The following is a 17030-nucleotide window of genomic DNA, read 5'->3' as shown; positions in this document are numbered from 1 at the left end:
GTCTACGAGGGGCCACGGACATCGGCTCCGCTAGAGGCGATCCCCTCCCGTCGACGGGGCCACGACGGCCCGCGGGACGGGGCCGTTCCCCCGCCGCAGGACCAGCCACCCGACGACCACGACGACCAGGAGGAGTGACGCCGCCGCGGGCGCGAGCCATGCCGCCCCGCGCTCGACCTGCCCCGGCGACACCGCCCAGACGCCGAGCGCGATCGACTGGGCCACCAGCTGGATCACGACGAACCGCACCGCCGTCGGCCGGAGCGACCTCAGCGTGAGGCGAGCGGCCGCGGGCACCGTGAGGCTGAGCGCGGCGAGGATGTGGATCGCGTGGACGAGCGCGAGAGCGACCGCCGTCCGTTCCGGTGCCGGCTCGGACAGCAGCAGCCCGAACGGCAGGCAGGCCGCCCCCACCCATGTTGCAAGTGACCGCGGCAGCACGGCCCCCAAGAGAGCCGCGACCACCGCCACACCCCGCCAGAACGGCGTGGGGTGCAGCACCAGCACGCCGAGCAGCACCAGAGCCACGGTCAGGACGCGCAGCGTCACCCCGGGCACCCAGGCGCCCACGTCGAACCCTCGCGTGCGAGCGGTCACCGCGCCACCCTCCGGCTCCGCTGCTGGCGCACCGCCGCCACCCGCAACGCCACGTCGACGCCGTCGTCTGCCCAGGCCACCACCTCGACCCCCGCGCGCCGGAGCTCGGCGAGGATGTCGGCGCGCTCGGCCAGCAGCGTGCGCAGGGCGATGCGCTGCTCCCTGGTGAGCCGTGCGCCGTCGAGCTGCGGCAGCACATCGATCGCGACGACGGCGTGACCGGCGGCCCGCCACTGCGTCGCGAGTCGCGCAGCCACCCCGTCGGCGAAGGTCGAGAGCACGAACACGATCGAGCCCGTCGGTACGACAGGCGAGCGCCGGTAGGACGAGTCGGCACTCGGACCCGTGGCGGCGACGGCGGCGCGCAGCCGCGCGAGGTGCCGGGCTCCCCCGCCGATCGGCACGCTGCGTCCGCCCGGCGAGAGCGCGTGGAACGCGACCCGATCCCCGGCTCCGACCGCGGCGGTCGCCACGGACAGGGCCGCCTCGCGCGCGAGGTCGAGCGAGGTGACACCCGTGCGGTCCGGGTCGTCGGTCCCCCACGCGGCCACCACCGATCCGAGGTCCTCCGCCGTGTCCATCGCGATCACCACCGAGGAGTCGCTCAGCGCGTTCACCCGCCGCACCAGCAGGTCGCCGGGGCGTCGGGCGGCACGAGCCGTCGCGCGCCAATCCACCCTCCGCACCTCATCCCCGGGGACGAACGGGTGGATGTCGTGGAAGTCGCCGCCCTGACCCGCGCGACGCCCCTCGTGCGAGCCGTTCAGCCCCGCGAGGCGCGGAGCCACCGGCAGCCGATCGATCCTCCTCGTCTTCGGTGCGGCGTTCCACCCGATCGCCGTGCGCGGTCCGCGGTCGGAGACCCAGGCGCCGTCGATCGCGGTGCCCCGGGCGATCAGCCCCATCAGCTCGACCGGCCCCGAGTGCGACAGCCGCGTCCGAGCGGACAGCACCGCCGTGCCCGGCCGCACCTCCGCGAGCGCGGTGCGACGCCCCCGCCCCTCGACCGCGAGCTGCACGTGCTCGGCGTCGAGGTCGACGTCCGCGGTGACGCGCACCACGGCGTCCTCCCCCGCGTCGGGCGCAGCGTGCAGGGCGACCCGCAACTCCCCGTCGCGCGGACGGCGCAGCAGCGCCCACACCGCCGCGAGGGCGAGCGGCAGACCCACCGCGATCACGTCGGGGCGCGACAGCACCAGTCCGAGGCCCGCGAGCACGGCCGCCCCGGCGAGGCCGAGCGCGATCACGGGCGTCCGATGCCACGTCACCCCCGCGGATGCCGTCGTCGCGGTCTCGTCGGTCATCGCGCGGCCGCGACGGTCGGCGGCACCGGGGTGCGTTCGACCGCCGCCGCCACGACTCCACCCGGATCCACCCCCTGCGCCCAGGCCTGCGGAGTGAGTGTCAGCCGATGCGCCAGCACAGGGACGGCGACGCGTTTGACGTCGTCGGGCCGCACGTACGACCGCCCCTCGAGTGCCGCGACGCCCCTGGCGAGCAGCACGAGCGCCTGGGATCCGCGAGGCGAGGCACCCACCGACACGTTCACCGCCTCGCGGGTCGCCCTCGTCAGGTCCACGGCGTAGCGCACCACGTCCTGATCGACGTTGATGCGCTCGACCGCCGCCTGGAGCGCGAGAAGCCCCTCCGTGTCGACCACGGCGGGCACGCGGACGTCGGGCGTCTGCCGCCGCACCCTGTCGACGATGATGCGCGTCTCGTCGTCCGGGGCGGGGTAGCCCACGGTGAGGCGCACCATGAACCGGTCGAGCTGCGCCTCCGGCAGGGCGTAGGTCCCTTCGTACTCGATGGGGTTGGAGGTCGCGATCACGTGGAAGGGCTGCGGCAGTGGGAAACGGTTCCCCTCCACCGTGACCTGCCGCTCGGCCATCGCCTCGAGCATCGCGGACTGCGTCTTGGGCGTGGTGCGGTTCACCTCGTCGGCGAGGAGCAGACCCGTGAAGATCGGCCCGGGCCGGAAGACGAAGTCCCCCTCGGTCGGGGCGTACACGTACGAGCCCGTCACGTCGCCGGGCAGCATATCCGGCGTGCACTGCAGCCGTCGGAACTCCAGTCCCAGCGCCTGGGCCAGGCTCCGCGCGGCCAGCGTCTTGCCGAGCCCCGGCACGTCCTCGAACAGCACGTGACCCCCGGCCAGGATCGCCGCGAGGGCGAGTGTGAGCGTCTCGTCCATACCGACGACGACGCTGCGCACCCCCTCCAGCACACGGCGACCCGTGGTCGCGATCTCGGTGGTCTCGTCCGTGGTCATGCTGTCTCCTCCGTGTCGGTGGGTATGCGTTCGAGCGCGTCCAACGCTCTCTCGATGTCGTCGCGCCGCACCTCGCGGCGGGACAGTCCCGCGCGGATGCCCTGGCCGAGCAGCGCGTCGATGGCCGCGTGGTCGGCGGGATCGTCGAGGTCGAGGCCGCGGTGTGCGAGCCGCCGGCGGAGCACGTTCTGCACGCGGCGCACGAGGATGGTCCCCGCAACGCCCGAACGTGTGTTGATCGCCCATGCCAGCCGGGACACCTCGGAGCCCCTGGCCTCGCGCGGCGGACGCTCGGGCGGCCAGAGGACGGGATCGTCGACCAGGACCCCGCGCAGAGCGAGGGACACCGCCGCGGCGACCGTCGTCCACGACACCGCGAACGCCAGCGGGACACCTGCGGCGCGCAGCCCCAGCACGAGGGCGACCGCGAGCAGCACACAGCCCGCGGCGATCGCGACGGTCCGCGCCCTCATCGCCACCCCTCCCTGATGCCGCGCAGGCTCGCGGCCGCGGCAGCGCGATCCGCCTCGTCGGCGACGCGGCCGCCGAAGCGCACCTGCTCGTAGAGACGGAGCAGCGTGATCACGTCGTCGCGGATGCCCGCCCGGCGCCCGACGATACGCACCGTGAACTCCGACGGCGTCTCCGTCGCCGAGCGGCCGGCCCCGGCATCCGCCGCCGACTCCTCCAGTCCGACCCAGGCGGAAACGATGGCGTCGGCGGCCCGCGGACGTTCCGCGATCGTTCGGAGCGCTGCGTCGACTCCCCGGCGGATGACCGCATCGTCGGGCGCCGCCTCGACCACGGGCCCCCCGGACGCGGCGTCCGGGACGGCCGCGTCCGTGCGCCGCAGGGGACGATCGCGCCACAGATCACGGAGGCGGCGGGCGGCCCACCGTGCCACGACCACGAGCACCAGCACCGCGACGGCGGCGAGCAGCGCTCCGAACACGACGCCGAGGATGTTCTGCAGCACCGAGTCCTCCCGCGGCTCCAGCTCCGGGAGGGGCGAGCTCGTCGTCTCGGGGACGACGACCGCGTCGGGCTGCTGTTCCGGCGGGGGCGGCGACGACGGCGCGAACTGCGGCTGCCCCTGAAGCGCCGCGGCGAGCATCAGCAGAGCGAAGAGACCGACCACCCCGCCGAGGAGCAGGATCCGACGGAGTGTTCCGCGACCGCTCGCGCGCAGGGCTCCGCGAGTGGGGGCCTCGGTGCGCGACATGAGTCCACCCTAGGGTCGGGCGCGGCGCGGGCGTGGTCAGGCGGACGGCGCTGCCGTGGAGCCGCTGTCGAGCCGGCGCCCGGCGAAAGCGCCGAGTCCGTCGCGGAGCGCACCGACCTCCTGGATGCTCATGCCGACGGCGCGCATGACCTGCACGGGCACGTCGACAGCGCGAGCACGCAGCGCCAGGCCCGCCTCCGTGAGCGTGATCTCGAGCCGACGCTCGTCCTCGGCGCTGCGCTGTCGTGCCACGAGGCCGTCCGTCTCCAGGCGCTTGACGAGGGGCGAGGCCGTCGCCGGCTCCAGCGCGAGGTCTGCGGCGAGGTCGTTGAGGGTGCGCGGCGCCCTTTCCCACAGCGCGAGCATGACCAGGTACTGCGGATGCGTCAGTCCCAGCGGCTCCAGGATCGGGCGGTAGATCGCCACGATGTTGCGAGCGGCCGTGACGATCGCGAAGCACAACTGGTTCTCGAGGCGGAGCAGGTCGTCGGAGGCGGTCACGGATCGACTATACATCTGCACGAATCATTAGTACACTAATGAACATGTCGAACGACTCCACTCGGCCCCCGCTTCGCACCCGCATCCGCGAGGCCGGGGGCCTCTACACCTGGGTCAACACCAACCTGGTCCGTCTCGCCGGTCCCGCGTCCGTCGGACCGTACGAGAAGACGCCGCCTCCTAGCGCTGCCGAGCGCGCCGAGCGGGCCTGCCCGCTGTGCGGGGCGCCGATGACACAGCACGAGATCGACCGATCGGGTCCGAAGACCCTGGTGCACTGCCCCTAGCCCTCGTCGGAAGCCGCCTCGACCGCGGCGCCCGTCGACTCGCGCGCGACATCGAGCCACAGCATCAGCGCGGCATCGTCCTCGATCGCCGACGGCGCGACGTCGAGCCACCCGGAACTCATGGTGCGCGAGCCCATCACCGCGCGGGAGACCCCCGCTTCCGTGAGCATCGCCGCCCCGTTCTCGTCGTCCACGCGGACGAGGAGCACACCGCCCGTGCGCGCGCCCACCAGGATGCGCCCGCCGTCCAGGAACGCCTTGGTTCCGAACATCCGGCGCTCCTCGATCGCGTCATCCGCGCTCAGCAGCGCCCGGATCCGATCGGCGAGGTCGTTCCCTGCGTCATCCATCGCCACTCCACTCAGGCGTGCCCGGCCCGCTCCATCGAGCGGAGCTCCTTCTTGAGGTCTTGCACCTCATCGCGCAAGCGCCCGGCGAGCTCGAACTTCAGCTCGGCGGCCGCCGCGAGCATCTGATCGGTCAGATCCTGGATCGTCGCCTCGAGCTGCTGCGCCCCCTCGGCCGCGATGCCCGTGCGCCGGAGGTTCGGCGTCGGCGATTTGCCCTTGCCCGAGGCCCGGCCACGGCCCGACATCAGGTCGGCGGTGTCGGCGCCCTCGCGGGCGAGCACCTCGGTGATGTCGGCGATCCGCTTGCGCAGGGGCTGCGGGTCGATGCCGTTCTCCTTGTTGTACGCGATCTGCTTCTCGCGACGGCGGTCGGTCTCCTCGATGGCCTTCGCCATGGAGTCGGTCATGTTGTCGGCGTACATGTGCACCTCACCCGAGACGTTTCGCGCCGCGCGGCCGATCGTCTGGATGAGCGAGGTGCCGGAGCGGAGGAAGCCCTCCTTGTCGGCGTCGAGGATCGCCACCAGCGACACCTCGGGCAGGTCGAGGCCCTCACGCAGCAGGTTGATGCCCACGAGCACGTCGTACACGCCGGCGCGCAGCTCACTGAGCAGTTCCACTCGGCGGAGCGTGTCGACGTCGGAGTGCAGGTAGCGGACCCGCACGCCGTGTTCACCGAGGAAGTCGGTGAGCTCCTCGGCCATCTTCTTCGTCAGCGTCGTGACGAGTACGCGCTCATCGCGCTCGACCCGCAGCCGGATCTCTTCGAGCAGGTCGTCGATCTGTCCCTTCGACGGCTTCACGATGATCTCCGGGTCGACCAGACCCGTCGGGCGGATGATCTGCTCCACCACGCCGTCGGCGATGCCCATCTCGTACTTGCCCGGCGTCGCCGACAGGTACACGGTCTGCCCGATGCGGTTCTTGAACTCGTCCCACCGCAGCGGGCGGTTGTCCATCGCGCTGGGCAGCCGGAAGCCGTGGTCGACCAGCGTGCGCTTGCGGGAGGCGTCGCCCTCGTACATCGCGCCGATCTGCGGCACCGTGACGTGCGACTCGTCGATCACCAGCAGGAAATCGTCGGGGAAGAAGTCGAGCAGCGTGTGCGGGGGCTCGCCCGGCATGCGGCCGTCCATGTGCCGCGAGTAGTTCTCGATCCCCGAGCAGAAGCCGAGCTGCTGCAGCATCTCCAGGTCGAACGTGGTGCGCATGCGGAGACGCTGCGCCTCGAGCAGCTTGCCCTGGCGCTCGAACTCCTTCAGCCGCTCCTCCAGCTCGTGCTCGATCGTGCCGATGGAGCGTTGGATCACGTCGGTTCCCGCGACGTAGTGCGACGCGGGGAAGATCGGCACGGCGTCGAGCTTCTCGATCACCTCGCCGGTGAGCGGGTGCAGCGAGTACAGCGCCTCGATCTCGTCGCCGAACAGCTCGATGCGGATCGCGTGCTCCTCGTAGACGGGGATGATCTCGATCGTGTCGCCGCGCACCCGGAAGTTGCCCCGCGAGAAGTCGACGTCGTTGCGGTTGTACTGCATCGCGATGAACTGCCGGATGAGCGCGTCGCGGTCGTACCGCTCCCCCACCTGCAGCGCCACCATGGCTCGCAGGTACTCCTCGGGCGCGCCGAGGCCGTAGATGCACGACACCGTCGACACCACGACCACGTCGCGCCGGCTCAGCAGCGAGTTGGTGGTGGAGTGTCGGAGCCGCTCGACCTCGGCATTGATCGACGAGTCCTTCTCGATGAAGGTGTCCGTCTGCGGCACATACGCCTCTGGCTGGTAGTAGTCGTAGTACGAGACGAAGTACTCCACCGCGTTGTTCGGCATGAGCTCGCGGAACTCGTTGGCGAGCTGGGCGGCGAGGGTCTTGTTGTGCGCGAGCACCAGCGTGGGACGCTGCACCTGCTCGATCAGCCACGCCGTCGTCGCGGACTTGCCGGTACCCGTGGCGCCGAGGAGGACGATGTCGGTCTCGCCCGCGTTGATGCGCGAGGCGAGGTCGGCGATGGCCTGCGGCTGATCACCGGCCGGGGCGTACTCGCTGATGACCTCGAAGGGACGGACACTGCGCGTGGGCTGCATGCTTCCAGCGTAGGCCGCCCCTCCGACATCGGGGCCGGGTCAGGCGACCAGGACCGCCGTCTCCGCCGAGGGCTCGGTGGTCGCGGTCGCACTCCCGCCGTTGAGGAGCGTCATGGTCGCGGTCGAGCGCAGTTCGCCGGGCGCCGAGCCGATCACGTTGAAGCTCAGCGCGTCGCCGAAGCTCGACGGCGTCCTGATGAAGGTGAAGCTCGTGGCGGTGGAGCCGCCGACGGGCTGCGGCACCCAGGCCCCGAACGACGACGCGGGGTCGAGCGTGACGGGAGAGGAGAACGTGACGACCACGACGAGCGAGCCACCGGCGGGCGGACTCATCCAGGGGTTCGCCCGATAGCTGATCTGGGTGCTGAAGGTGGCGCGCAGGCCACCGCTCGCCGCGACCAGGCTGGTGAACGCGCCCTGCGCCTCCGCGTCCCAGTAATAGTTCGCCGTGCTGTTCGGGACGACGGTCGCGCTGGCTGCCGCCAGCGGCGCAGCGACGGCCACCGCGATGACGGGGGCCGACCAGGCCGCTCCCTTGATTAGAGTCCGACGCGAGATGCCATGGCTCGACTGAGTCACTTCTTCCACTCCCCAGCGCGCGGAAAAAAGCTCTCCCCCAGCAGACCATCCCCTGGTGCGTCCCCACGCCCTTCCAGAATATCGGCGACGTTCTGCGCACCTGGAGAAATGCTGAACGTCCGGTCGGTCAGCCGGTGCGGAGGCGCTCCCACAGCGCGTCGGCCTGCGCGACCGTCTCGGCGAGAGCGCCGCCGGTCTCGATCACCACGTCGGCGATCGCCAGACGCTTCTCGTCGGACACCTGCGCGCCGATGCGCTCGCGGGCGGCAGCCTCGTCCATGCCCCGCAGCTCGACCAGCCGACGCAGACGCTCCTCCGCCGGGGCATGCGCGACCACGATCAGGTCCCACGGGTCGTCGACCCTCGCCTCCACCAGCAACGGCACGTCGTACACCACCACCGCGTGCGGATCGGCGGCGAGCGCGTCCGTGAAGCGGCGCTGCGACTCGTCGCGCACGGCGGGGTGCACGATCGAGTTCAGCTGCGCCAGCTGCTCCGGGTCGCCGAACACCCGCGCGCCCAGCGCCGGCCGATCCAGGGAGCCGTCCTCCGCGATGACCTCCGGGCCGAACACCTCGGCGATCCGCTCCAGCACCGGCGACCCGGGCGCCTGCACGTCGCGCACGATCGCGTCCGCATCCACGATGATCGCTCCGTGCTCCGCGAGACGACGGGCGATGGTCGACTTCCCGGAGGCGATGCCACCGGTGAGGGCGATGAGGGGCATGACGTCAGTCTAGGTTCCCCACCACGGGCCTCAGCGCGCGAGCAACTGCCGTCGCGAGCTGATCACGCCGGTGTCGAATCCCGCGAGATGCAGTCCGCCGTGGAAGCGTGCGTGCTCGATCTTGATGCACCGGTCCATCACCACCGCGAGCCCCGCGGCCTCGGCGATCGTGGCGGCCTCCTCGTTCCACGACCCGAGCTGGAGCCACAGGGTCGAGGCCCCCGCGTCGATCGCCTCCCGCGCCACGCCCGGCAGGTCGTCGTGGCGACGGAACACGTCCACGATGTCCGGCCGCACGGGAAGGTCCGCGAGGGAGGCGTAGACGGGCTGTCCGAGGATCTCGGTCTCGCGCGGGTTCACCAGGTACACGTCGTAGGCCGTGCTGGACAGCAGGTAGGTCGCGACGAAGAACGACGCCCGTGCCGGGTTGTTCGACGCTCCGACGATCGCGATGGTCCTCGCCCTGCGGAGCAGCGCGAATCGCTCCTGCTGCGTGGGCCCCGTCCACGTGCGACCAGGGGCGGGCGCGGCCGCGGGAAGGGCGCAGCTCTGCCCGTCCGCGGGCGCCGCCGGAAGAGCGCAGGCGTCGCCGGTCGAGGTCGTGGCGCTCATCGGGTGACTCCCGTCGCGATGGTGAGGGCCTGATCCAGGTCCCAGAGGATGTCGTCCGCGTCTTCCAGCCCGACCGAGATGCGGATCAGATCGGGACGCACCCCGGCGTCCACGAGCTGCTCCTCGGTGAGCTGGCGGTGCGTGGTCGAGGCCGGGTGGATCACCAGGGTCCTGGCGTCGCCGATGTTCGCCAGGTGCGACGCGAGCTGCAGGTTCTCGATCAGCTTCTCCCCCGCGGCACGCCCGTCGTCCGCGGCCACCCCGAACGCGAACACGGAGCCGGGACCGAGCGGGAGGTACTTCGCCGCACGCTCGTGATGCGGATGATCCTCCAGACCCGCCCACGTGACGTAGGCGACCCGCGGGTCGGATGCCAGCCAGTCCGCGACGACCCGGGCGTTGGCCAGATGCGCATCGATGCGCTGCGGCAGCGTCTCGATGCCCTGCAGCAGGGTGAACGCCGACTGCGGGCTCAGCGCCGGCCCGATGTCGCGCAGCTGCTCGGAGCGGAGCTTGGTGAGGAAGCCGTACTCGCCGAAGTTGTCCCACCACCGGATGCCGCCGTACGACGCGACGGGCTCCGTCATCTGCGGGAACTTCCCGTTGCCCCAGTCGAAGGTGCCCTTCTCGATCACGACACCGCCGAGGGTGGTGCCGTGGCCGCCGAGGAACTTGGTGACCGAGTGGATCACGATGTCCGCACCGTGCTCGAGCGGACGCGCCAGGTAGGGCGTGGCGAGCGTCGCGTCCACGACGAGCGGGACGCCCGCCGCATGGGCGACCGCGGCGAGACCCTCGATATCGGCGATCTCGCCGGAGGGGTTGCCGATCATCTCGACGTACACGACCTTCGTCTCCGGACGGATCGCCGCGGCGAAGTCGACAGGGTCGGTCGAGGCGACGAACGTGGTCTCGACGCCGAAGCGGCGCAGGGTCACGTCGAGCTGCGTCACCGTGCCGCCGTAGAGCTGTGCCGCGGCGACGACGTGGTCCCCGGCCCCGACGAGGGCCGCGAAGGTGAGGAACTCCGCGCTCATGCCCGAGGCGGTCGCGACGGCCCCGATGCCGCCCTCCAGCGAGGCCAGGCGCTCCTCGAGCGCGGCGACCGTGGGGTTGCCTATGCGCGAGTAGATGTTGCCGTACTTCTGCAGAGCGAACAGGTTTCCGGCGTCCGCCGCGTCGTCGAACACGAACGACGTGGTCTGGTAGATCGGAACCGCCCGTGCGCCCGTCGATGCGTCCGGCGTGCCGCCGGCGTGCAGGGCCCTGGTGCGGAACCCGAAGCGATGTTCTTCCGTCATGATGTCCTCAGTTCGGCGGCGGAGAGCACGTCGGCGATGTCGTCGACGGCCCACGGGTTCTGCAGCGAGGTGGTGTCCCCGAGGGGGCGGGGCACTCGACCGGCTCGACGGTCGTGCTCGGCCTCCCACAACTCTGCCAGCAGTCGGCGCATGATCTTGCCGGAGCGGGTCTTCGGCAGATCAGGCACGACGACGATGTGTCGGGGCTTCGCGACCGGGCCGATCGCCCGTGCGACCTGCTCGCGCAGCGCGGCCGGTTCGACCTCTGCCCGGCCGGACGGGGTCACGTACGCCACGACGGCCTGTCCGGTGACGGCGTCCGGCACTCCGGCCGAGCCCGCCTCGCCGACGGTGTCGTGGGCCACGAGGGCTGATTCGATCTCGATCGTGGAGAGCCGGTGACCCGACACGTTCACGACGTCGTCGAGCCGGCCGAGGATCCAGATGTACCCGTCCGCATCCCTCGTGGCTCCGTCACCCGCGACGTAGTAGCCGCCGTGTTCGCCCCGGCCCGCGTACGCCGACCAGTACGCGTCGCGATAGCGCTGCGGGTTGCCCCACACCGTCCGCGCCATGCCGGGCCACGGGCGCCGGACCACCAGTGTGCCGGACTGACCGGCGGCGACCTCGTCGCCGTGCTCGTCCACCACGGCCACGTCGATGCCGGGCAGCGGGACCGAGGCGGAACCCGGCTTGAGCGCCGTCACCCCCGGCAGCGGCGCGATCATCGCGGCCCCCGTCTCCGACTGCCACCACGTGTCGATCACGGGCAGCTCATCGCGGCCGAAGGCGCGGCGGAACCACACCCAGGCCTCCGGGTTGATCGCCTCGCCGACCGTGCCCAGCAGACGCAGCGAGGACAGGTCGTGACCCGCGGGGAGGTCCGCGCCGAACCAGGTCATGAACGTGCGGATGAGCGTCGGGGCCGTGTAGTACACCGTGACGCCGTACCGTTCGATGATCTCGAGGTGCCGCTCTCGATGCGGGGCGTCCGGCGTGCCCTCGTAGATCACCTGCGTCAGACCGTTCGACAGCGGTCCGTAGATCTCGTACGTGTGCGCGGTGACCCAGGCCAGGTCGGCCGTGCACCAGTGCACGTCGTCCGGCTTCGCGTCGAAATGCGCCCAGTGCGCCCAGCTCGCGTGCGTCAGGTAGCCGCCGGACGTGTGCACCAGCCCCTTGGGCTTCCCGGTCGTGCCGGAGGTGTAGATCACGAAGAGCGGATGCTCCGCGTCGAACGCCTCCGCGTCGTGGACCGGCGAGGCCGTGTCGACCACGTCGTGCCACCACACGTCTCTGCCCTCGGTCCACGGCACGTCCTGGCCCGTGCGGCGCAGCACGAGGACGTGCTCCAGGGTGTCCAGGCCCGCTGCCGCGCGGTCCGCGGTGGATTTGACCTCGGTCGCGGCGCCGCGCCGGAACTGCCCGTCGCTGGTGACGAGGAGCTTCGCGCCGGTGTCCTCGAGCCGGAAGCGCACGGCCTCCGCCGAGAACCCGCCGAACACGAGCGAGTGGACGGCGCCGATGCGCGCACACGCCAGGGTGACCACCACCGTCTCCACGAGCACCGGCAGGTAGATCACGACCCGGTCGCCCGCGCCGATGCCGAGCGCCGTGAGGGCGTTCGCGGCGCGGGACACCCGGCGCAGCAGCTCGGCGTACGTCACCGACTCCCGGTCGCCGGGCTCGCCCTCGAAGTGCAGTGCGACCCGGTCTCCGCGGCCCGCGGCGACATGGCGGTCGAGGCAGTTCACGGCCACGTTGAGCCGTCCGCCGACGAACCACCGCGCGGCGGGAACGCGCCCGTCGATCGGGGGCTCCCACTCGTGCGCGGTGTGCCACGGTGCAGACCACTCCAGCCGCCGTGCGGCTTCCTCCCAGAACGCGGTGGGGTCGGCGGCCGCCCTGGCATAGGCCTCGGCGGTCACGTTGGCGTCCGGGAACAGCGGTGACGGCGGGTAGACGCGCGTCTCGTGCAGCCGGGCCTCGGTCGCGGTCACGTCCATCGCCGCAGCAGGTACTTCTCGACCAGCGCGAGCACCCCGTTGGTGAGGGTGCCGAGCAGGGCCAGCAGCACGATCGACAGCAGGATCCGATCCACGCGTCCGCTGTTCTGCGAGTCGGTCAGCAGGAAGCCGAGCCCCATCGACGACGCGATGAGCTCCGCGGCGACGAGGAACAGCCACGCCTGAGCCAGGGCGAGCCGCAGTCCGGACACGACGGAGGGGATCACGGCGGGCAGCTGCACCACCCGGAACAGCGACCATCCGCGAAGGCTGAAGGAGCGGCCGGCCTCGACCAGCTGCGGATCGACGTGTCGCAGGGCCGAGGCGACGGTGGTGTACACGGGGAAGAAGGCACCGATCGCGATCAGGGTGACCTTCGACTCCTCGCCGATCTGCATCCACAGGATGAGCAGCGGCACCCAGGCGAGCGAGGGCACGGCCCGCAGCGCGGCGAGCGTGGGACTCAGCAGCACGTCGCCGAGGCGCGAGAGACCGACGATCCCGGCGACCGCGAGACCGATCACCGAGCCGATCGCGAAGCCGAGCAGCACGCGCTGCACGGAGATCGCGATGTGCGTCCACAGTTCTCCGCGCTGTGCGAGTTCGACACCGGCCGTCACGACCGAGGCGGGTGCGGGCAGCCGGTAGGGCGGCACGATCCCGGTCGCGGTCACGTACTGCCAGGCGCCGAGGATCAGCAGCGGCAGCACGAGCCCGGCGATGACCCGCACGGCCGGGCGGTTCCACCCGTGCCCCGCGCCGGCCGGACGCCGGTGCTCGCCCTTCGCGACGTCGAGCGCATCCCGCGAGTCCGCCGGGACGATCACCCGCTGGTCGAGATCGGTCACTCGTCCCCGACCGCCTTCTTCGCGAACGTGTCGTTCACGATCGACGAGAGCGCCTTGTCGACCGACGCCTGGCCTCCCTGCACGTCTCCGGACTCGGCGAGCACGGGCGCGATCTTCTCGAGCACCGCGAGCTGGTCGTCTCCGGGGATGCCGCTCACGTCGAGGTTCGAGCGCTCCTGGATCACGGTGGTGGCGACCTCGACGTCGATGCCCGCGACCTCCGCGAGCAGCGCCGCCGTCTCCTCGGGGTTCTGCAGAGCCCACTCGCGCGCCTGCTCGTAGGCGTCGACGACGGCCTGGGCGAGGTCGGGGTGCTCGGTGAGGAAGTCCTCCGTGGCGTTGAGGAAGCCGTAGGTGTTGAAGTCGACGTTGCGGTAGACGAGCGTGTCCCCCGACTCGACCTCGGCGGCCGCCATGATGGGGTCGAGCCCGGCCCACGCGTCCACCGAGCCGCCGTCGAGCGCGGCGCGACCGTCGGCGTGCTGCAGGTTCTGCACCTCGACGTCGGACAGGGAGAGGCCCGCCTCGTCCAGCGCCTGCAGCAGGAAGAAGTAGGGGTCGGTGCCCTTGGTGGCCGCGACCGAGGCGCCCTTCAGGTCTTCGACCGAGGTGATGTCGCTGTCTGGTCCGACGACGATCGCCGACCACTCCGGCTGCGAGAAGATGTCGATTACCTGGATGGGCGAGCCGTTGGCGCGGGCGAGCAGCGCCGCGGATCCCGCGGTCGAGCCGACATCGACAGAACCGGAGCGGAGCAGCTCGTTCGCCTTGTTGGAGCCGGCGGACTGCACCCACTCGACCGTCACGTCGTCGCCCAGGATGTCCTCCAGGATCCCCTGGTCGCGCACGACGAGGCTGAGCGGGTTGTAGGTGGCGAAGTCGATGGAGAGGGTGTCGGACGACCACTCGGCGTCGGCCGCCGGTGCGGTGTCCGTGTCGGTGTCGGCGGTCGCATTCTCGCCCGCGACGCAGCCGGTCGCGACGAGCATCATCGTCCCGGCGATCGCGATCGCGGGGATGATTCGGCGGGTGATGGTGCTCATCGGGTCTCCTCGGTGCTGCGGTGGTGGGTGTCGACGCCGAGTCCCTCGAGGAGGTCGGCGCGCAGGTCGGCGAGGCCGCGGTCGGCGCGGTCGCGGGGTCGGGCTCCCGGCACCTCGATCGTGCGGGCGACGGAGGCGTGGTCGTGGTCGTGGTCGCCGAGGGTGCGCAGCAGCAGCACGCGGTCGGCGAGGTAGAGGGCCTCTTCCACGTCGTGCGTCACGAGGAGCACGGTGGTGGGCTCGGCTGCGTGGATCTTCAGCAGCAGGTCGTGCATGCGCAGGCGCGTGAGGGCGTCGAGCGCGCCGAAGGGCTCGTCGAGCAGCAGCACGGAGGGGTTGCGGGCGAGGGCTCGCGCGAGCGACGCCCGCTGCGCCATGCCCCCGGAAACCTCACGCGGGCGCTGATCGGCGGCATGGTCGAGTCCCACCAGGTGCAGCAGCTCCTGCACGCGCGCGCGTCCCGCTCGACGCCCGGTGCCTCGCGGCAGGCCGAGCTCGACGTTCTGTGCGATCGTCCGCCAGGGCAGCAGCCGCGGCTCCTGGAAGGCGACCGCGGTGCGCTCGTCCACGTCGGCGACCGCGGTGCCCCCGATGCGGATGCTGCCGCGGCTCGGCGCATCGAGTCCGCCCACGAGACGCAGGAGAGTCGACTTGCCGCACCCGGAGGGTCCGACGACGGCGACGATCTCCCCCGCGCGGATGTCCAGGTCGATGCCGCGCAGCACCCGGCGGGTGCCTCGTGCGATCGGGAAGGACCGTTCGACGGCGTCGAGTCGCACGTCCTGCGCCGTCGCTGCGGTCGTCGTGACGTCGGCGGTGCGCGACGCGGGCAGCAGGGCGGTCATAGGCCCATGCTGGCGGAGCGGCTCTTGTGTTACGAATGCGGTCGTAATGTTCCGTCACGCAGCGGATCGCCACCGAATCCGGTACGCGAAAAGGGCCGCCACACCCGCCGTGAGGCGGGGTGACGGCCCTTCTCGGAATGTTGCTTAGGAGTTGCCGCCCGAGAGCTTCTCGCGCAGAGCGGCGAGAGCCTCGTCATCGGCGAGCGTGCCGGCACCGGCCGACTCGCTCGAGAAGGACTGGCCACCGAAGTCGTCGCCGGCCGCAGCCTCGGCCTCGGCCGCCTTGGCGACCTGAGCCTTGTGCGCCTCCCAGCGAGCCTGGGCCGCAGCGTACTCCTGCTCCCATGCCTCGCGCTGGGCGTCGAAGCCTTCCTTCCACGCACCGGTCTCGGCGTCGAAGCCCTCCGGGTACTTGTACTCGCCGTTCTCGTCGTACTCGGCGAGCATGCCGTACAGGGCCGGGTCGAACTCGGTACCGTTGGGGTCGACCGACTCGTTGGCCTGCTTCAGCGACAGCGAGATGCGGCGACGCTCGAGGTCGATGTCGATGACCTTGACGAAGACCTCTTCGCCGACCGACACGACCTGCTCGGCCAGCTCGACGTGCTTGCTGGAGAGCTCGGAGATGTGGACGAGGCCCTCGATGCCGTCTGCGACGCGCACGAACGCACCGAACGGGACGAGCTTGGTGACCTTACCCGGCGTGACCTGACCGATCGCGTGGGTGCGGGCGAAGACCTGCCACGGGTCCTCCTGCGTCGCCTTCAGCGACAGGGAGACGCGCTCGCGGTCGAGGTCGACCTCGAGGATCTCGACGGTGACCTCCTGGCCCACCTCGACGACCTCGGAGGCGTGCTCGATGTGCTTCCAGGACAGCTCGGAGACGTGCACGAGACCGTCCACGCCGCCCAGGTCGACGAACGCACCGAAGTTGACGATCGACGAGACGACACCCTTGCGGACCTGACCCTTGTGCAGGTTGTTCAGGAACGTGGTGCGCGACTCCGACTGCGTCTGCTCGAGCAGCGCGCGGCGGCTGAGGACGACGTTGTTGCGGTTCTTGTCGAGCTCGAGGATCTTCGCCTCGATCTCCTGGCCGAGGTACGGCGTGAGGTCGCGCACGCGGCGCAGCTCGATGAGCGACGCCGGGAGGAAGCCACGGAGGCCGATGTCGACGATGAGTCCACCCTTGACGACCTCGATGACCGTACCGGTGACGACGCCGTCGTTCTCCTTGATCTTCTCGACGTCTCCCCAGGCGCGCTCGTACTGGGCGCGCTTCTTGGAGAGGATCAGGCGGCCTTCCTTGTCCTCCTTCTGGAGAACGAGGGCCTCGACCTGGTCGCCGACGGCGACGACCTCGTTGGGGTCGACGTCGTGCTTGATCGAGAGCTCGCGCGAGGGGATGACGCCCTCGGTCTTGTAGCCGACATCGAGGAGGACCTCATCGCGGTCGATCTTGACGATCGTGCCCTCGATGATGTCGCCGTCGTTGAAGAACTTCAGGGTCTTCTCGACCGCGGCCAGGAAGTCCTCAGCAGATCCGATGTCGTTGATGGCGACCTGCTTGGTGGCCGGGGCGGTCGTTGCGGTAGTCATGTAGTGGGTTGTCCTTGTTGAATGGATACTCGGGCTGGAAGCGCGGCCGCGCACGGCCGACAGCATGCTTCACAGCGGTTGGATTGTGATTGTTCGGCACCTGGGCATGCGCATGCACGCCACGAGTGACGATTCAGGCTATCAGAAGAAGCGATCC

Annotated in this window: 18 protein-coding genes; 1 reads left to right on the top strand and 17 read right to left on the bottom strand. The window is 71.0% G+C overall.

The window, feature by feature from the left end; all coding sequences use genetic code 11:
- Nucleotides 1-30 precede the first annotated feature (30 nt).
- Genes ACWGQ1_RS13155 through ACWGQ1_RS13130 form a run of 6 tightly spaced genes read right to left on the bottom strand, consistent with a single transcriptional unit; the run spans nucleotide 31 to nucleotide 4592 of the window.
- Entirely contained in the window at nucleotides 31-597 is a 567-nt protein-coding gene (locus ACWGQ1_RS13155) for a hypothetical protein (protein WP_452313098.1), read from the bottom strand.
- Entirely contained in the window at nucleotides 594-1901 is a 1308-nt protein-coding gene (locus tag ACWGQ1_RS13150) for a DUF58 domain-containing protein (RefSeq protein WP_247638929.1), read from the bottom strand. The genes ACWGQ1_RS13155 and ACWGQ1_RS13150 overlap by 4 nt, the downstream gene beginning before the upstream one ends.
- Nucleotides 1898-2869: an AAA family ATPase gene (locus ACWGQ1_RS13145; protein WP_136036531.1), complete on the bottom strand. Its 972-nt coding sequence runs from the start codon at nucleotides 2867-2869 to the stop codon at nucleotides 1898-1900. The genes ACWGQ1_RS13150 and ACWGQ1_RS13145 overlap by 4 nt, the downstream gene beginning before the upstream one ends.
- Complete coding sequence (locus ACWGQ1_RS13140; protein ID WP_240745375.1) at nucleotides 2866-3342, bottom strand: hypothetical protein; 477 nt, start codon at nucleotides 3340-3342, stop codon at nucleotides 2866-2868. Before ACWGQ1_RS13140 ends, ACWGQ1_RS13145 begins: the two co-directional genes overlap by 4 nt.
- A complete protein-coding gene (locus ACWGQ1_RS13135) occupies nucleotides 3339-4091 on the bottom strand; it encodes a DUF4129 domain-containing protein (protein ID WP_452313097.1) in 753 nt (250 codons plus the stop codon). The genes ACWGQ1_RS13140 and ACWGQ1_RS13135 overlap by 4 nt, the downstream gene beginning before the upstream one ends.
- Nucleotides 4092-4127: 36 nt before the next feature.
- Entirely contained in the window at nucleotides 4128-4592 is a 465-nt protein-coding gene (locus ACWGQ1_RS13130) for a MarR family winged helix-turn-helix transcriptional regulator (protein WP_136036534.1), read from the bottom strand.
- 44 nt (nucleotides 4593-4636) lie between these two features.
- Here ACWGQ1_RS13130 and ACWGQ1_RS13125 point away from each other — a divergent pair, with 44 nt between their 5' ends.
- Nucleotides 4637-4879: a hypothetical protein gene (locus ACWGQ1_RS13125; RefSeq protein WP_205812731.1), complete on the top strand. Its 243-nt coding sequence runs from the start codon at nucleotides 4637-4639 to the stop codon at nucleotides 4877-4879.
- Here ACWGQ1_RS13125 and ACWGQ1_RS13120 read toward each other — a convergent pair.
- From ACWGQ1_RS13120 to rpsA, 11 genes are all read right to left on the bottom strand, one after another.
- Nucleotides 4876-5229, bottom strand: coding sequence for a TfoX/Sxy family protein (locus ACWGQ1_RS13120; protein WP_206253332.1), 354 nt, complete (start codon nucleotides 5227-5229; stop codon nucleotides 4876-4878). The genes ACWGQ1_RS13125 and ACWGQ1_RS13120 overlap by 4 nt on opposite strands.
- Before the next feature lie 11 nt (nucleotides 5230-5240).
- Nucleotides 5241-7313: an excinuclease ABC subunit UvrB gene (gene uvrB, locus ACWGQ1_RS13115; protein ID WP_136028809.1), complete on the bottom strand. Its 2073-nt coding sequence runs from the start codon at nucleotides 7311-7313 to the stop codon at nucleotides 5241-5243.
- A gap of 39 nt (nucleotides 7314-7352) precedes the next feature.
- Nucleotides 7353-7892, bottom strand: a complete 540-nt coding sequence (locus ACWGQ1_RS13110) for a hypothetical protein (protein WP_168442771.1) — start codon at nucleotides 7890-7892, stop codon at nucleotides 7353-7355.
- Nucleotides 7893-8019: 127 nt separating this feature from the next.
- Entirely contained in the window at nucleotides 8020-8619 is a 600-nt protein-coding gene (coaE, locus tag ACWGQ1_RS13105) for a dephospho-CoA kinase (RefSeq protein WP_452313096.1), read from the bottom strand.
- 30 nt (nucleotides 8620-8649) lie between these two features.
- Complete coding sequence (locus ACWGQ1_RS13100; protein WP_452313095.1) at nucleotides 8650-9231, bottom strand: CoA-binding protein; 582 nt, start codon at nucleotides 9229-9231, stop codon at nucleotides 8650-8652.
- Nucleotides 9228-10532: an O-acetylhomoserine aminocarboxypropyltransferase/cysteine synthase family protein gene (locus ACWGQ1_RS13095; protein ID WP_136028801.1), complete on the bottom strand. Its 1305-nt coding sequence runs from the start codon at nucleotides 10530-10532 to the stop codon at nucleotides 9228-9230. The genes ACWGQ1_RS13100 and ACWGQ1_RS13095 overlap by 4 nt, the downstream gene beginning before the upstream one ends.
- Complete coding sequence (acs, locus tag ACWGQ1_RS13090) at nucleotides 10529-12538, bottom strand: acetate--CoA ligase (protein WP_452313094.1); 2010 nt, start codon at nucleotides 12536-12538, stop codon at nucleotides 10529-10531. The genes ACWGQ1_RS13095 and acs overlap by 4 nt, the downstream gene beginning before the upstream one ends.
- Nucleotides 12529-13386 (bottom strand): ABC transporter permease, encoded by an 858-nt coding sequence (locus tag ACWGQ1_RS13085; protein ID WP_447653039.1) that lies wholly within the window; start codon nucleotides 13384-13386, stop codon nucleotides 12529-12531. The genes acs and ACWGQ1_RS13085 overlap by 10 nt, the downstream gene beginning before the upstream one ends.
- Nucleotides 13383-14429, bottom strand: a complete 1047-nt coding sequence (locus tag ACWGQ1_RS13080; RefSeq protein ID WP_206253326.1) for an aliphatic sulfonate ABC transporter substrate-binding protein — start codon at nucleotides 14427-14429, stop codon at nucleotides 13383-13385. Before ACWGQ1_RS13080 ends, ACWGQ1_RS13085 begins: the two co-directional genes overlap by 4 nt.
- Complete coding sequence (locus tag ACWGQ1_RS13075) at nucleotides 14426-15274, bottom strand: ATP-binding cassette domain-containing protein (RefSeq protein ID WP_452313093.1); 849 nt, start codon at nucleotides 15272-15274, stop codon at nucleotides 14426-14428. Before ACWGQ1_RS13075 ends, ACWGQ1_RS13080 begins: the two co-directional genes overlap by 4 nt.
- Nucleotides 15275-15418: 144 nt before the next feature.
- Nucleotides 15419-16873, bottom strand: a complete 1455-nt coding sequence (gene rpsA, locus ACWGQ1_RS13070) for a 30S ribosomal protein S1 (RefSeq protein ID WP_136028795.1) — start codon at nucleotides 16871-16873, stop codon at nucleotides 15419-15421.
- Between the last annotated feature and the right edge of the window lie 157 nt (nucleotides 16874-17030).

This window comes from Microbacterium sp. NPDC055599, assembly GCF_053618975.1.
The sequence above is the reverse complement of the archived record's forward strand: the minus strand, read 5'-3'. Positions and strand labels throughout refer to the sequence as shown.

Bases quoted from the DNA above. Each gene is read 5' to 3' on its own strand.
- ACWGQ1_RS13100 (WP_452313095.1), bottom strand. From the start codon at position 9,231: ATGAGCGCCACGACCTCGACCGGCGACGCCTGCGCTCTTCCGGCGGCG.
- uvrB (WP_136028809.1), bottom strand. From the start codon at position 7,313: ATGCAGCCCACGCGCAGTGTCCGTCCCTTCGAGGTCATCAGCGAGTAC.
- ACWGQ1_RS13120 (WP_206253332.1), bottom strand. From the start codon at position 5,229: ATGGATGACGCAGGGAACGACCTCGCCGATCGGATCCGGGCGCTGCTG.
- coaE (WP_452313096.1), bottom strand. From the start codon at position 8,619: ATGCCCCTCATCGCCCTCACCGGTGGCATCGCCTCCGGGAAGTCGACC.
- ACWGQ1_RS13075 (WP_452313093.1), bottom strand. From the start codon at position 15,274: ATGACCGCCCTGCTGCCCGCGTCGCGCACCGCCGACGTCACGACGACC.
- ACWGQ1_RS13080 (WP_206253326.1), bottom strand. From the start codon at position 14,429: ATGAGCACCATCACCCGCCGAATCATCCCCGCGATCGCGATCGCCGGG.
- ACWGQ1_RS13095 (WP_136028801.1), bottom strand. From the start codon at position 10,532: ATGACGGAAGAACATCGCTTCGGGTTCCGCACCAGGGCCCTGCACGCC.
- acs (WP_452313094.1), bottom strand. From the start codon at position 12,538: ATGGACGTGACCGCGACCGAGGCCCGGCTGCACGAGACGCGCGTCTAC.
- ACWGQ1_RS13135 (WP_452313097.1), bottom strand. From the start codon at position 4,091: ATGTCGCGCACCGAGGCCCCCACTCGCGGAGCCCTGCGCGCGAGCGGT.
- ACWGQ1_RS13140 (WP_240745375.1), bottom strand. From the start codon at position 3,342: ATGAGGGCGCGGACCGTCGCGATCGCCGCGGGCTGTGTGCTGCTCGCG.
- ACWGQ1_RS13125 (WP_205812731.1), top strand. From the start codon at position 4,637: ATGTCGAACGACTCCACTCGGCCCCCGCTTCGCACCCGCATCCGCGAG.
- ACWGQ1_RS13150 (WP_247638929.1), bottom strand. From the start codon at position 1,901: ATGACCGACGAGACCGCGACGACGGCATCCGCGGGGGTGACGTGGCAT.
- rpsA (WP_136028795.1), bottom strand. From the start codon at position 16,873: ATGACTACCGCAACGACCGCCCCGGCCACCAAGCAGGTCGCCATCAAC.
- ACWGQ1_RS13145 (WP_136036531.1), bottom strand. From the start codon at position 2,869: ATGACCACGGACGAGACCACCGAGATCGCGACCACGGGTCGCCGTGTG.